The following is a 15,398-nucleotide window of genomic DNA, read 5'->3' as shown; positions in this document are numbered from 1 at the left end:
TATTATCTCATCTTATTATTTTGCTGTAAATGTACCGGCAGGTTTGACGCTTACTCTGAAACATAGTAACATAAAACCCTCTAATATTAATATTAGGGGGTTTAACAATTAGAGGATTCAGATTCGTATTCTTGAAGAATATTAGACATTGCTGAATTTAAAGTCATGTCTAACATTTGGACGATTTCATCAATATTTTCTTTCATACCGTTATTTGCCCATTGAATTATAACAGATAATAATGTGATAGTTTGCAAATTTGCTAAAAAGTGTATTTTATCTGTGGGAATTTCCAATTCCAAAGAAGCCTTATAAATTTTGTTTTTGCTGAATTCATATAAATTCGGATAAACAGCTTGTTCAAAATGCTCACGTCCAACGGATTGAATAGTATATGCGAACATTGATTTATTCTCTTTAATATAGTTCAATATACCTTTAATGACAATGTCCCAACTACTATTGTTTGCAGTATGCAAAATATGACCTAATTCATTTTTATAAGTCCAATCAAGCAATTCAAAAATATCCTGAAAGTGATAATAAAAAGTTTGTCTTGTTAATTTGCAGTCACTAACAATATCCTTTACAGTTATTTTGTTTAATGGTTTTTTACTTAATAATTTTTTTAAAGATTTCGAGAGTATTAATTTAGTCATTTCTGTCATTATTGAATGTGCCACGTTTATCCTCCTTACAAATGTAAGATTATTAAATGTCTTTCAACATATATCCTTTGCCTCTTATAGTCTTTAAATATTTATTGTCCGGGTCTATTTTATTTCGCAATCTTTTAATAGCTACTCTTAACATTCCTGCATTAGCATAGGCAATACCCCACACACAATTAATAATCTGTTCGTTTGTTAAAGTCTTTCCTTTATTATCAATAAAAAGATGAAACATTTTATATTCTCTTGGAGACAAGTCGATTTTTATTTCATCTCTACATACTTCAGAACTGTCAGTATTTATTGTTAATGGTCCATAATTAATTATATTCTTGTTTTTTCGTGATTTTAATTCAATAATATTTAACTTTTCTAAGAAATCTTCAATGGAAATTTGTTTATATGAATTATCATTGCTGTTAATTTCTAAAATCACAAAATTATCAAGCTTTTCATCTATATTCTGTATATTTTCAGAAATTGCACTTTCCACATAAATCTCCTCACAATCAAATGTAAGTCCTTTAAATTACAATAGCGAGCATATGTTCTAAGCTAAGCTTTTAAATATGCTCGCTATTACATCCCCTTAAACAATTTCATAGGAGTTTGGGGGAATAAAGAATTTAAAATACTACAAGTATTCTTAATCTAAATTATATATTTTTATCGTATTAACACAATAGACAATATAGCAGTATTGACAATAATTCTTACAAATTCGACAATTTGTAAATCATCTAACTATCTATATGCAGCTCATTCAATAATTCTACATCCTTTATGATTATATATTTATTATTGAAATCAATAAGATTGTCTTTACGCATTTTATTTAATTCCCTGGAAAGTGATGTTCTCTGAACACCAATTTTGTCAGCTAATTCTTTTTTTGTCATGTTCAGTTTGATTTTATTTGTTTTTTGCACGTTATACTCATATAATAAAAATTCTACTATACATTGCCGTAATGTTTTCATTGTTAAGGAAGCAATTTTATTTGACAAAAGCAATGCTTTTCCGGACAAAGATCGTAAAAAATTGATTAAAAAACATTCATTGGTTTGACATAATTGAAGTATAAGCTTTTTATCAATATGCAATATTTTAACATTGCTTTTTGCTAATACAGTATTTGGATATTTATTATCTATAGAAAAAAGTAAATTTTCTCCGATAACATCTCCATTTGAGAAATCACTAATAGATAGTACATTGCCATCAGAATCTATTTTTTGTATGGTGATTGTTCCTTCTAAAATTATATCTAAACTTTTACATTTTTCATTTTGTATATAAATTATAGAATTTTTTGCATAATATTTTGTACTGTAGTTGTTTCTAAAAATATTTTCTAAATTATCGGTAGTAAAACATTTAAACATATCTATATTTTTAAGCAGGTTTATAAAATTCTCCATTAAAGTCTCCCTTTTCATTATATAAATGTTTTTTTAAAATTTAGTTACCATGGTAACAGTTTTAATTATTGTTTTATATTATATTTTTAAAGTGACTTTTTTACAACACTTAATGTAGAATTAAATTTAAAAAGAAAATAGAATAAAAGGAGGGTTTTATGTCATCAACAATAGTATTTTATTTAGTAACATCAATCGCTTTGACTGTATCTTTTGTGAAAGATAAGAATAATACAAAGATGGCGCTAAAAAAGGCGTGGAAGTCATTTGAAAATATTTTGCCTCAATTCCTTTCCATATTGATCTTGATTGGAATAATATTGGCAATAATGACTCCGGAACAAATATCCAATATTATAGGAAAAGAATCAGGATGGATGGGAGTAATTCTTGCCTCCATGGTGGGAGCAATAACGCTTATACCGGGTTTCATAGCATTTCCATTAGCAGCGGCTTTGTTAAAAAGCGGGGCCGGATATATACAGATTGCAGCATTCATCTCAACATTAATGATGGTAGGAGTTGTTACAATTCCTTTAGAAATGAAATTTTTCGGAAAAAAAGCAGCATTAATCAGAAATGCCGAAGCATTTATTTTCTCTTTGATTGTAGCTTTTGTAATGGGGGTATTTTTATAATGAAAAAATTTATATATGTAATTAAAAGATATAAAATATTTATTTTACTTGCAACTGCAAATGCCATAGTTGTTGTTTTATATCCTGAAACAGGAATGAGATCAGTTGATATTACAATGAGTAGCGCCTTGGAAATGCTGTTTATATTACCTCCGATATTTATACTTTTAGGCTTATTGGATGTTTGGGTAAAAAAAGAAACTATGATGAAGTATATGGGTGAAAAATCAGGATTTATAGGAGTGCTTATTGCATTTTTGTTGGGGTCTGCGGCAGCAGGACCACTATATGCTGCATTTCCTGTAGCGATTGTGCTGCTTAAAAAAGGAAGCAAACTTACTTATGCATTAATAATGATCGGGGCATGGTCCACAACGAAAATACCTCTCTTGTTGTTTGAAGCTTCGTCAATGGGAATTAAATTTACTGTTTTAAGATTTGCCCTCAACATTATAGGAATTTGTATAATTGCCTATACAACAGAAAAATTATTGCCTAAAGAGGATAAAGATAAAATTTATGAAAGAGCTTCATTAATGGAGTAAATTACAATTAATTAACCGTTAATAAATAATTAATAAACTTTTAATAATAATGTCTTATATTTATTAATATAACTTTTTAGAATAAGAATAGATTTTACATGTTTTATATTGACAATGAAAATTTTCAGTGATAGAATTTTTTTAATACTGACCGGTCGGTCGAAAAAAAGAGGAGGAAACTTTGAAGAAATTTTTGACATTATTATTAGTTATTGCAATTGTATTAACCGGCTGCAGCCAAAATGCAGCTGTAACCGAAGAAGAAGCTTATACTGCAGTAGAAGCGGAAACTTTAAAACCAATGGAATTATTTATTGAAAACATAATGACGGCTAAGGTTTTTGCAGACAAGGATGTGTTTGTAATTCCCTTAACGGCAGGAAAAGTTGAAAAGATAAATGTGAAGGTTGGAGATAAGGTACAAAAAGATGATGTATTGTTCGTTATGGATAAGGATGATATAAATAAGCAGGTTAAACAGGCATATGCTGCATATGAAGCAGCAAAAGCCGGTTATGATGTAAATGAATCTCAAATCCAAAGTGCAAAGGATAACTTTGAGAAAGTTAAAAAGTTATATGAAGAGGGAGCAATTCCTGAAACTCAGTATGAACAGGCAAAGCTTGCTGCTTCGGATGAAGCTTTAGAAGCAGCCAAAATGAGTGTGGAACAGGCAAGAGTCGCTTATGAAAATGCTGCATCCATGTTGGATAACGCACAGGTAAAAGCACCTATATCGGGTGTAATTTCAAGCGTTAATATTGTAGAGGGTGAATATGCAACATCAAGTAATCCACCTATAACTATTGTTGATTCAGACAGCATAACCATAGAATTTGGTATACCCGGAAATTTGGTTAACAAAATAAATAAGGGTGATACTGTAACTGTTGAAATAAGTGCAGCTGAATATAAGAAGGAAGCGGTTATAAACAGTGTTAGTACATCTGCTGATTTGATGACTAATTTATACAATGTGAGTATAATTTTAGAGAATGACGGTTTAATTAAACCGGGTATGTTTTCTAAGGTTTATTTAAATACGGATAGAATAGAAAGTACTCTTGCTGTTAAAACAGAAGCAGTTAAAGAAAAAGACGACATAAAATATGTATTTGTGGTTAACGGTGATGTGGCAGCAGAAAAAGAAGTAACTACTGGGCTTGATACGGGGACATATATAGAAATCAAATCCGGATTAACAGAAGGTGATATAGTAGTTGTGAAAGGTCAAGATTACATAACAGATGGCAGCAAAATAAAGGTTGTAAGGGGTGAATAAGCATGTTTGCAAAATTCTCGGTTAAAAAACCCGTTACAATTACAATGATGATTTTAATCGTTATTGTATTAGGTGGAGTGTCATTAAGTAAGCTGCAAATTGATTTGCTTCCTCAGATGGAACTGCCATATGTAATGGTTCAGACGTCTTATTCAGGTGCGGGACCTGAAGAAATTGAGAATATGGTTACAAAGCCTCTTGAACAAACGGTGGCAACGGTTGAAAACATAGAAGGTATATTGTCGTATTCAAATGAAGGCAGCTCCATAGTGCTTATGCAATTTGCATTTGGTACTGATATGGATGATGTAATGCTTCAATTACGGGAAAATATAGATATGATTGAGGGATTTTTGCCTGAGGGGACCTCCTCCCCTATAGTTGCCAAGCTTGATCCAAATGCAATGCCGATAATTCAAATGGCTGTTTCGAGTAAAGGAGATATACATACAACCCAAAAAATTGCAGAAGACGTTATTTCACCTCGTCTTGAACGTATAGAAGGAACAGCTTCGGCTAATGTATCAGGCGGTTTGACTCAGGAAGTTGAAATAATGCTGAAGGAAGAAGTCCTTAAGGGCTATAATCTGAGCGAATCATATATAACTCAAATGCTTCAGGCAGCAAATATAAATCTTCCGGGTGGTACTGTAAGTAAAGGAAACAACGAGCTGACAGTAAGAACTGTAGGAGAATTTAAATCATTAGACGAAATTAAAAATCTGAGCATACCTTTAACCAAAGGTGGAACTGTGCGATTAATGGACATAGCAGATGTAAATATAGTTAACAAGGAACAATCCTCCATAACTAAATTGGACGGCAAAGAGGTTGTTCAAGTATCTGTTATGAAACAGTCTGACGGTAATACGGTAAATGTTTCAAAGCTTGTTAATAAGGAAATAGAAAAAATTAAAAAAGAATACCCCGATATAAACATTGTTAATGTTTTCGACCAAGCAGAATTCATAAATTTTGCTATAAATAATTTAACGAAGACTGCCTTACAGGGTGGGTTATTAGCTATTATCATACTTTTAATTTTCTTGAGAAGCTTTAAGACTACGTTGGTAATAGCACTTTCAATACCTATATCAATAATAACTACATTTGTTATTTTGTACTTTGCTGATATAACATTAAATATGATGACAATAGGTGGTCTGGCACTTGGAATAGGTATGCTGGTGGACAACTCGATTGTAGTTCTCGAAAATATTTATAGAAACAGAAGTTTAGGCGTTGATAGAATTAATGCATCAATAGACGGAGCGAATGAAGTTTCCATGGCAGTTACAGCATCTTCATTAACAACTGTTGCCGTCTTTATACCCATAGTGTTTACAGGAGGATTAGCTGCAACAATTTTTAAGGATTTTGCTCTATCAATAGTCATTGCGCTTTTCAGCTCATTGCTTATTGCATTGACATTAGTACCGATGTTATCTTCAAAGCTCGTTTCTGTAAGAAATTTAGAGTCCGAAGAGCTTCAGGAAAAGAAGCATGGAGTTTTGGTAGTATTCTATAAAAAGATATTAAGCTTCGGTTTGAATCACAGATTTATTACTATAGCCATAAGTATAGCAATTTTTGTTGCCAGCATATTGATGGTGGCTTCAGTAGGTGCGGAGTTTTTCCCTGCAACTGATGAAGGTATGATTAATGTAAGTGTAAGTTTACCTGCGGGTTCTGAAATCAAAGAAGTAGATAATGTATTAAAAGAGGTTCACGAAACAATTCAGGAAATCCCTGAGGTTACCTCTGTATTTACCTCAGCCGGAAGCGGAGGAGTTATGAGCATAGGCGGTGGCAGTAGTACCGGTTCTATGAGTGTAATTTTAAGCGATCTGAATGAAAGAGACAGAAGTGTTAAAGAGATAAGTGATGAAATAAGAAAAATTGTTAAGGATATACCCGGTGCGGAAATAAGTGTATCCGAATCATCAATGATGATGATGGGTATGAGTGGAGGAGCCATAAGTATAAGCATTAAAGGTGATGATATAGAAACACTTAAAAGTATCGGAAATGATTTTAAAGGTCTAATAGGAAAGGTTGAAGGTACAAGGGAGGTTTCTACAAGCTATGAAGACGGCATTCCTCAGGTACAGATTGTTTTAGACAGGGGTATTGCATCTCAATACGGTCTTTCAACGGTACAGGTAGGTACTGCAGTAAAAAATACTTTATCCGGTTCCAATGTGACTAAATTTAAGGTTGACGGCAATGAATTAGATGTTGTACTTAAAGGTGACAATATGTACGGACAAAGTATGTCATTGTTGGAAATGCTGCCGATACCGACACCTATAGGCAGTAATATTCCATTATCGGAAATTGCTGATATAAAAGTTGAAGAAGGACCTGTCAGCATAATGAGAGAAAATCAAACAAGAGTTCTTACGGTGACAGGCGGCGTGGCAGGAAGGGATGTTCAGACGGTTTCTACAGAGATAGAAAAGCTTCTAAAAGAATATGATATGCCTTATGGCTACAGTTATACATTTGGCGGCGAAACAGAACAAATCGTAGAAACCTTTACTGATTTGGCAATGGTTCTGTTGGTTGCTATAGTATTGGTTTATATGATAATAGCTGCTCAATTTGAATCACTCCTGCAGCCGTTGTCAATAATGTTTTCTGTGCCTCTTGCATTATCAGGAGGATTTATCGGCTTGTTTATAACAGGACTGCATTTAAATGTAATAGGCATAATCGGATTAATAATATTGGTCGGTATAGTTGTTAATAATGCAATTGTATTGGTTGACTATATTAACAACAGAAGGAATAAAGGGGAAGACAGAACATCTGCAATTATGAAGGCGGGACCTATAAGGATAAGACCTATTATGATGACTGCTTTGACCACTATATTAGGATTGGTGCCTATGGCATTAGGTATAGGAGAGGGTGCTGAACTGACTCAGTCAATGGGAGTCGTTGTAATAGGCGGATTAGCGCTTTCGACTGTTTTAACATTGGTTGTAGTTCCTGTTATGTATACTATATTTGATGATATTGCTAATTTCTTTAAAAGAAAATTTACAAAACACAATAAAGTTACGCCGGAGAAAATATAATGGATGAAAAAAATATTAAGCGAAATGAAATTTTGGATTCAGCAAGATTTTTGTTTAAAGAAAACGGATTCCATAAAACTAAGATGGAAGATATTGCTTTAAGAGCAGGTGTTGGAAAAGGAACATTATACGAGTATTTCAGCAGTAAACAAGAAATTTTTGATGAAGCTTGCGTAGAATATGTTAAGTCTATTCACGACCATGTACAAGAAATAAGCGAATTGGATGTTTCGTTTAAAGATAAGTTAATATCATTATTTCAAGGAAAAGAAAATGCTTTCGAGGAAGATTTTGAAAAAAACCCGGTTGACTATATAATGTCTTATAAAAATATTATTTCAGAGAAATTTGTGAAAACTTTGTTTGAACATGTTTTTGATATGAATAAAATTATTATAAATATAATTGATCAAGGCAAGGAGGAGGGGGTTGTAAAAAAAGAAATACCCTCCGATATAATTGCCTGTTCGATAGTGGGAACCATGGGTGAATACTTCAAGCTTAAGATGCAAAAAAAAAATTATGTGCTAACTGATGATGACATTATATTTAACTTGTTATATAATGGATTTAGCGTAAAAAAAGAAATATAAACTTAAAAGGAGAACGTATGAAAAGAAAAATATCATTATTTTTGGTTATGATTTTAATGCTGAGCACATTGATGAATGTTGTTACGGCAGAGGATACGGCACAAATCGGTAATGTTTCAGCCGAAAACAAAATTTTAGAATTATCGATTAATGAAGCTGTCAGAATAGCAACTGAAAACAGCAGAGAAATGTGGAAGATAGATGATAAAATTAAGGAATTGCAAGATTTAAGAAGGCAAGGTAGCAGTGCAAAAGAATTATATGAACAGCTGAATGAGATGCCTATGGGAACTATGGAGTTAAGTGGAAGTGAATATGTGAATTTAATACTATCTAAAAATAATTATTTCTCCAAAAATGCTGAATTAAGAACAAAAGAATTAAATAAAAGCAGAGAAAATATACTTGTAGGCATTGAAATAGGAACAAAATCACTGTATTACAACGTGCTTGTTGCCGAAAAAGCAATTGAAATTAATCAAGCTAAACTTAACAAGGCAAATGAGCAGTTAAGAGTTGTTAATTTGAAATTCAATAACGGCTCGGCAACAAAAGCTGAAGTGTTAAATGCAGAAATGGCAATACAACAGGCGAAAACAGATTTGGATTCAGCATTGGATGACTTAAACATTGCTAAATTAGATTTACTGAATGCGTTAGAATTGCCCTTTGATACTAAGTTTGTGCTGACAGATACCGATTTGTCATATGTTCCTGCAAATGAAATAAATTTAGATGAGAAAATTGAAAACGCAAAGCAGGGTAGGATAGAAATTTTAACGGCTGAAAATAATTTTGAATTGCAAAAAATAGAAACTCATGCTATTACTGCGTATTACACATCTAATTTATGGCAACATAAATCAGCAAAGGAAAAACTAAAGGATGCTGAACTTAATGTACCACAGGCATACAAGGATGTTGAGCTTGATGTAAGAAAGACATATTTAAATCTTGTAAAAGCAGAAAGAGCTTTAGTTAATATGGATAAAACAGTGGAATTAGCTAAAGAAGCTGCAAGAATAAACAAACTGCTTTATGATAACGGTATGTCAACATCCTTAGATGTATTAGATGCTGATACAAAGTTAGCAGAGGTTGAAATCGGAAGATACCAGATGCTTGCTGCTTACAATATGAGTAAGCTGATGTTTGATTATTCAAATATAGGGACGTTTAAATAAATAGATCTGAAGAAGCCCACAGGGCTTCTCAGATTGCTGAAAAAGTCCCCCTGCTTCGTTGCCGTTCACCCGGTCAATCCTCACGTATGTCTGAATACGCTGCGGTTGCCCGTCTTCCGGCGCCTTGCAGGATGAACTTTTTCAACATCCTATCATCTTGATGACTTTGTCATCAATCTGAGAAGCCAATAAGGCTTCTTTTTTTGCATTAATTTTTGCAAAAACGTGCTAAAATGAAACTTGTTGCACGCAATTAGTTGCATAATCGACAGTAAAACCATAAAATCATTAATAAATGTCAATGTTTTTAAAATAATAAAAGTTGGAATGAATTTTGCTATATATATGCTCATATGTCAGTTTATCTGCATTTTTTTATTGTTAATAAAAAAACGTTTTTACGCAACTGACTTTTACATCGATGAAGTGAATTATTTTGTAATTCACTAAATTATTTTATTTATGGAGGTTAAAATGTCAGAATTGAAAAATGAAAGAGGATCCTGGGGGTCAAGAATAGGATTTATATTGGCAGCAGCAGGGTCTGCAGTCGGATTAGGTAATGTTTGGAAATTTCCGTACTTAACCGGTGAATACGGTGGTGCCGTATTTATTGTTACCTATATTGTTTTACTTGTTTTAGTAGGATTTACAATTATGCTTGCAGAACTTGTTTTAGGCAGACATTCTCAACAAGGTCCGGTAGGAGCTTACAGAGCAATAAAGAAAAATTGGGCATTTGCAGGATTTTTCGGAATATTAGCATCTTATTTAATACTAACTTATTACAGCGTAATCGGTGGTTGGATTATTAAATACATTGTATCAGGTCTTTCAGGTAATTTTAATACATCAGATATGGATGCACTTGGCGGTATATTTACGACTTTCATAGGTCAACCTTTTGAGCCGCTTATTTACCACGCTATATTTATAGTAATTACTCTTGGTATAGTTATGGGAGGAATTCAAGGAGGTATTGAAAAGGCAAGTAAAATATTGATGCCGGCATTGTTTGTTATCTTAATAGCAGTAGTTATCAGAGCCGTTACACTTCCCGGTGCTATGGCAGGGCTTGAATACATGTTAAAACCGGACTGGTCTAAATTTGGCATAGACGTAGTTGTTGCTGCTCTTGTTCAAGTATTCTTCTCATTGAGCTTAGGTATGGGAGTTATTATAACTTATGGTAGTTATTTAGGTAAGGATGAAAATTTAGCTAAATCAGCAGTTCAAATTCCGTTATTAGATTCTGCTGCTGCATTATTATCTGCATTTGCAGTATTGCCGGCTGTATTTGCTCTTGGATACAATCCGTCAGCCGGACCTGGTTTATTATTTATAACACTGCCCGGTGTTTTTGCTAAAATGCCTATGGGTTCATTCTTTGGAGTATTGTTCTTCATATTCGTACTTTTCGCAGCAGTGTCATCTTCTATTTCTTTATTAGAAGCAGCAGTAACATATGCAGTGGATGAATTTAAATGGAAAAGAAAAAATGCTACAATAGGATTAGGAGCATTAGCTTTCTTAATAGGTATTCCTTCTTCATTAGCTAACGGTGCCTTTGGAGCTATTACTTTCATAAACGGCATGAATTTCTTTGATTCAGTTGGTTACATTGCAGAAAACTTATTGCTTCCATTGAGTGCTTTCGTACTTTGCATATTTATAGGCTGGGTATGGGGGTTAGATAAAGCTATTGAAGAAGCTACTAACAATAGAAAGGTAAAATTTGGCATGGCTAAAATTTGGGCAGTTTCAATCAAATATTTGGCACCAATTGCAATAGGTTATATATTAATTCAAAGTATAATGGGATTATTCAGATAAGAATATTATATTGCATAAGCAATTTTAAATATAAGCAGACGACCCAAATCTTTGATTTGGTGTCGGTCGTTTATCCTGTAAGTGCAACAAAAAGCTGTTTCTGTGCAGATAGAAGCAGCTTTAATTTTTATTCATTAATTGAGATGAAACCTTTAGTGCGGTCAATGACATTCCTATGTATACATTTATACCAAAAATAAATCCTCCAAAGCCGTAAATCATTAACCTTCTGAAATACTTTTCACCAAATGAATTAAACATTTTATGTATTTTTTGCGGTTTCATTTTTTCAATTTCTTCTTTGGCGATTTTATCGAATTCAACAGATTTTAATATTTTGTCTAAGTTTCGTTTTAAGCTGTTAATTGTACTGTCAATAAAAATATTAAATAAGTAATCTTTTGAATCGTTACTTATAAAATTAAGGTTATGAGAAACAGCAGTATCTATTGTTTTAATGAATATATCCTTTAATACTTTCTCATTTTCACTGCTTTCAATTAACCTGCTGATATAATTTCTTAACGAAGCTATAAATTCATCTTCATTTAAAATTTGCTCAATAGTTGCATCTTCATTGTTACTTACAAAGAAATTAATAAACTCATCTATAATTTTTTCTATATTACTATTTTTGTTCAATTGATTAATTAAGTTATTTACTGAACTTTCAACATCTTCATATTTTATTTCTTTAAAAATGTCATTGTGTGAAATCTTATTAAATTCTGTTAAAGAATTGATTATATCATTTTTGTTTTCTTTAATATTTTCAGAGATTAAAGTTGTGAAAGTATCTAATTCAGCTCCGTATACATTATAGGCAGTTTGTATATTATTCAAATAAAACACATTCAATATATTTCCGATCTCTATATTATCTGAATTGTTAACTAAACTACTCGTCTTGGTTTTTATAATATTTTCGATTTTTTCTGATTTCTCAGATACGTAGTTGTCAATTAATTCCTTAATTTTAAGCTTATTTACAATTGAAAATAATATTTCGGCTTTCGCTTTATATAGCTTTTCATCCGTTGTAATTGAAATAATATTATTTAGTTCATTCTTTTTAAGCTCTAAATATGCAGGAACCTTTACAGTAATTATTTTACTTAACAGCTCATCTATTATTTCATCTCCACCCATTAATGTATACATTCCTTTTTCAATAAAGCCAAGCTGATTTTTGATTTCTGATTGAACCATTAAGGTTACTTTTGGCTTATTGCTTTGTATACTCTTATTTAACATATTGATTATACTTTCTGTTAAATCAGGAAGGTGTGAATCAATATAATTTTTAAGCTTTCCGTCAAAGATTTCTCCGATAGTATTGTCCTTGTCAATAGATTTATTTAACAATAGAGAAGCATTTTGAAACATTTTATTTCTGATGTTTTGTGATAATAAAATTGAATTGATTTTTTTTGCTGTAAATTCTTCGATATTCTTTAACTGATTTCTGTCTAATATTTCATTTATTTTTTTACTGTTAAGCTGTTTATATTCTTCTTCAAATTTGTAAAGATTATCTTTTAAATTGTACTCACTAAAATTATCTATAAATTTGGATACAAAATTGTTGATGAAATTTCCTCTAATATTACGTTTAGAATTTAAGAAACTATAAATACCTTTGCTTATATTTTCAGAATTTATAAAACTATGACAATAATTTTTAAATACATTGTCAATTACAGAAAATATTTTTATTTTGCTGATTTTAATATATAAAAAGCTGCATAATCGATTTAAGTCATTTTTTATTTTATTTTTAGAAAATAAAAATACTTTATTGACAATATTAATCTTACTGTTAGAAAGCAAATCTTTCAATATTTTATAATCGTTGTCTGCAGCAGTTTTTATGAAGCTGCTCTTAATTTTTTCTTCATGTTTTTCAAATAGATTACTGATGCTTTTTTTGCTTAATAGGTTATTATCAATAAAATAAGAAGTTTTCTCCGCAAATATTTTTTGATTTTTAACAATGTATCCTAATGAAAAATTTCTGAAAAACGGAATTTTAGATATAAGCTTATTTTCCTTGTATGGTTTAAAAATCATATTGATAGCTATGACATTGGTTATAAAGCCTACAAATGCATATAAAATCATGTTAGCAAAGCTGATTTCCTGAGGGTTCAGGGCTTTGTTCTGAAAAGCAGCTAAAATAAGTCCGGCTATAACACCTAAAGCACCTCCGAAAAACATAATTGGTTTTAATTCTCTTCCAATAAAATCATTAGCTAAATCAACAAGCTCGTCATCATTTAGTTTATTCAAATTATCTGTTACAATTAACTTAATTGATCCCTTTAAAATAGTATCAGTGTTTTTTATTGCGTATGAACGCAAATAATCAGAACTGTTATTAGCAATATTGTCAATACTCTTTAACTTGTCTATTGCCGGAGACAGTTTAGTATTTCTCAAATCTTTAGAATAAGCTTCATATTCTTTATACAGCTCTTCATTCAAAAAAGAAATTGTTTCATTGTTCAGGCTTATATCCAAATTTTCAGTAATATTATCAATTTGGGCACAAATCCATTTTTTAATAATATACTTATTGTTTAGCTCTTGAACAATAAAATTATTAAAATTTAAAGACAGATTATTAATTTTTTCTTCCGATAATAAATTCTCCAATTTTGCAGATAAAATATTATCTGTATACAAAGACAATTTTTCTGTAAAAAAATCCTGTACATTTTGTGACGAACAAATTTCCTTAAATTTAATTATTGCCTTATCAACCGATTCATCATTTGGCGACGAAGCAGGAAAAAGATTGTTTATTTTAATATCTTTGATAAATTCAACCGATTGTTTTAAAATTTTGGTGAAGTTATTATTTAAATAGGCAATAATAAGTTCTGTGCATTTATGAGGAGTTAAACCGTTAATTTCTGCCTCTTCAATAAATTCTCTGATAGTTAAGTTATTCATCATATCAAGTATTTTAGCACTCAGAAAAATACTTAACTTTTCCGGCTCAGTATTGCTTTCCACATAAGCAACTATTTTGTCAACTATTGAATACTTTTTACTCAAATTGCTTAAATAAGTATTTTTAATGGTTGAAAGCAGCTTAGCTTTTAGTCCGTCTGATTCATTTATAACCTCATCAATGGAATCCTCTAATAATTTATCAATTGTATGGTTATTTTCTTTAATCCAATTAACGATTTTTTCGGTTATACCGGGTATGGTTTCTATTAAATAATGTTTAAGATTTTCTTCAAAATTATTGTCTAACAGCTCAGATATTGTTTTATTGATTGATTTGCCGTGGGTAAATAGCGAAGTACATAAATTAAATATAAATCGGTATCCTTTATCAGAATTTATATACGATAAAACTTTATCATCAACCTTAACGATGATTTCACTGCTTATATTTATCACTTCATGTACTTGTTTGTTGAGCAATATATTGACAGATTCTTCAACAGCTTTTTCAACACCTGTTATATTAAGTGCTTTTTGTAACTCAAAATTATCACATTTTATAATATTATCTTTTAATGCATTAACCATATTTGAAACTATCTGTTGTGGCGATTTTTTATCTATTATATTATCAAGGGTTAAATTTAAGTTGTTGTTATATATAGACAACAACACATTTTTTGTAATATCTCTATTGTTTTCAAATATTTCAAGGATTGCATCATGAAAAAAGCTGCTGATGGAGTTAAGCTGATTATCATTTAAGAACTCTTTTATATCGAAATCTTTAATCAATAATTCAAATACCTTGGGAGAGTATTCTATTATTAAATTACGGATAAATTTATCGGTATCATCAGTTATTATTTTATCCCAAGTATCATCACCTGCGGTTTCATCAATACAGTTATTATAAAAATCAGCTGTCAGATTTTCAAATTTGATTTTAAAATTTTCATCACTCAATATTTCCTGAAGCTTATCCTTGTTTATTATGTCGTTTTCCACCATTGAGCTTAGGTTTTCTATAAATTCTCCACGGGTTTTCTTTATAACTCCGCCTATTTTTAATGGAGTATACTCCTTAAAAAGCATATTAATAGCATAGTCGTTTGTAATGTAACCGGAAGCTCCGCCCAATATTGCTTGAATTATGTAATTTAATACAATGTCATTCATGCTATTTCCCT

Annotated in this window: 11 protein-coding genes; 7 read left to right on the top strand and 4 right to left on the bottom strand. The window is 31.0% G+C overall.

From position 1 onward, the window contains the following. Positions 1-101: 101 nt before the first annotated feature. From RT412_RS16350 to RT412_RS16340, 3 genes are all read right to left on the bottom strand, one after another. Positions 102-683, bottom strand: coding sequence for a TetR/AcrR family transcriptional regulator C-terminal domain-containing protein (locus RT412_RS16350; RefSeq protein WP_313346534.1), 582 nt, complete (start codon positions 681-683; stop codon positions 102-104). Positions 684-711: 28 nt separating this feature from the next. Then, complete coding sequence (locus RT412_RS16345; protein WP_313346536.1) at positions 712-1,164, bottom strand: response regulator transcription factor; 453 nt, start codon at positions 1,162-1,164, stop codon at positions 712-714. A 247-nt stretch (positions 1,165-1,411) separates the two neighbouring features. After that, positions 1,412-2,092 (bottom strand): Crp/Fnr family transcriptional regulator, encoded by a 681-nt coding sequence (locus tag RT412_RS16340; protein WP_313346538.1) that lies wholly within the window; start codon positions 2,090-2,092, stop codon positions 1,412-1,414. 158 nt (positions 2,093-2,250) lie between these two features. Here RT412_RS16340 and RT412_RS16335 point away from each other — a divergent pair, with 158 nt between their 5' ends. The 7 genes from RT412_RS16335 to RT412_RS16305 all read left to right on the top strand — a co-directional run bounded on the left by RT412_RS16335 (position 2,251) and on the right by RT412_RS16305 (position 11,250). Next, positions 2,251-2,730: a permease gene (locus RT412_RS16335; RefSeq protein WP_313346541.1), complete on the top strand. Its 480-nt coding sequence runs from the start codon at positions 2,251-2,253 to the stop codon at positions 2,728-2,730. After that, a complete protein-coding gene (locus tag RT412_RS16330) occupies positions 2,730-3,275 on the top strand; it encodes a permease (RefSeq protein ID WP_313346544.1) in 546 nt (181 codons plus the stop codon). The genes RT412_RS16335 and RT412_RS16330 overlap by 1 nt, the downstream gene beginning before the upstream one ends. A 181-nt stretch (positions 3,276-3,456) precedes the next feature. Beyond that, the gene (locus RT412_RS16325; RefSeq protein ID WP_313346547.1) at positions 3,457-4,557 is read left to right on the top strand and encodes an efflux RND transporter periplasmic adaptor subunit; all 1,101 of its coding nucleotides are present in this window, start codon (positions 3,457-3,459) and stop codon (positions 4,555-4,557) included. A 2-nt stretch (positions 4,558-4,559) separates the two neighbouring features. After that, complete coding sequence (locus RT412_RS16320) at positions 4,560-7,640, top strand: efflux RND transporter permease subunit (RefSeq protein ID WP_313346550.1); 3,081 nt, start codon at positions 4,560-4,562, stop codon at positions 7,638-7,640. After that, positions 7,640-8,233, top strand: coding sequence for a TetR/AcrR family transcriptional regulator (locus RT412_RS16315; protein ID WP_313346552.1), 594 nt, complete (start codon positions 7,640-7,642; stop codon positions 8,231-8,233). The genes RT412_RS16320 and RT412_RS16315 overlap by 1 nt, the downstream gene beginning before the upstream one ends. A 17-nt stretch (positions 8,234-8,250) precedes the next feature. Further along, positions 8,251-9,417, top strand: a complete 1,167-nt coding sequence (locus RT412_RS16310) for a TolC family protein (RefSeq protein WP_313346554.1) — start codon at positions 8,251-8,253, stop codon at positions 9,415-9,417. Positions 9,418-9,891: 474 nt separating this feature from the next. Next, positions 9,892-11,250 carry a sodium-dependent transporter gene (locus tag RT412_RS16305; RefSeq protein ID WP_313346556.1) on the top strand — a complete coding sequence of 453 codons (1,359 nt, stop codon included), beginning with the start codon at positions 9,892-9,894 and terminating at the stop codon, positions 11,248-11,250. A 120-nt stretch (positions 11,251-11,370) separates the two neighbouring features. Here the strand turns inward: RT412_RS16305 and RT412_RS16300 are convergent, their stop codons facing one another. Continuing rightward, positions 11,371-15,387: a DUF445 family protein gene (locus RT412_RS16300; RefSeq protein ID WP_313346558.1), complete on the bottom strand. Its 4,017-nt coding sequence runs from the start codon at positions 15,385-15,387 to the stop codon at positions 11,371-11,373. Positions 15,388-15,398: the final 11 nt, after the last annotated feature.

This window comes from Sedimentibacter sp., assembly GCF_032080165.1.
GTDB lineage: Bacteria > Bacillota > Clostridia > Tissierellales > Sedimentibacteraceae > Sedimentibacter.
The sequence above is the reverse complement of the archived record's forward strand: the minus strand, read 5'-3'. Positions and strand labels throughout refer to the sequence as shown.

What these genes read in the sequence shown, in the direction of transcription:
- RT412_RS16340 (WP_313346538.1), bottom strand. Translation starts at nt 2,092, where the DNA reads ATGGAGAATTTTATAAACCTGCTTAAAAATATAGATATGTTTAAATGT.
- RT412_RS16335 (WP_313346541.1), top strand. Translation starts at nt 2,251, where the DNA reads ATGTCATCAACAATAGTATTTTATTTAGTAACATCAATCGCTTTGACT.
- RT412_RS16330 (WP_313346544.1), top strand. Translation starts at nt 2,730, where the DNA reads ATGAAAAAATTTATATATGTAATTAAAAGATATAAAATATTTATTTTA.
- RT412_RS16320 (WP_313346550.1), top strand. Translation starts at nt 4,560, where the DNA reads ATGTTTGCAAAATTCTCGGTTAAAAAACCCGTTACAATTACAATGATG.
- RT412_RS16315 (WP_313346552.1), top strand. Translation starts at nt 7,640, where the DNA reads ATGGATGAAAAAAATATTAAGCGAAATGAAATTTTGGATTCAGCAAGA.
- RT412_RS16310 (WP_313346554.1), top strand. Translation starts at nt 8,251, where the DNA reads ATGAAAAGAAAAATATCATTATTTTTGGTTATGATTTTAATGCTGAGC.
- RT412_RS16305 (WP_313346556.1), top strand. Translation starts at nt 9,892, where the DNA reads ATGTCAGAATTGAAAAATGAAAGAGGATCCTGGGGGTCAAGAATAGGA.
- RT412_RS16300 (WP_313346558.1), bottom strand. Translation starts at nt 15,387, where the DNA reads ATGAATGACATTGTATTAAATTACATAATTCAAGCAATATTGGGCGGA.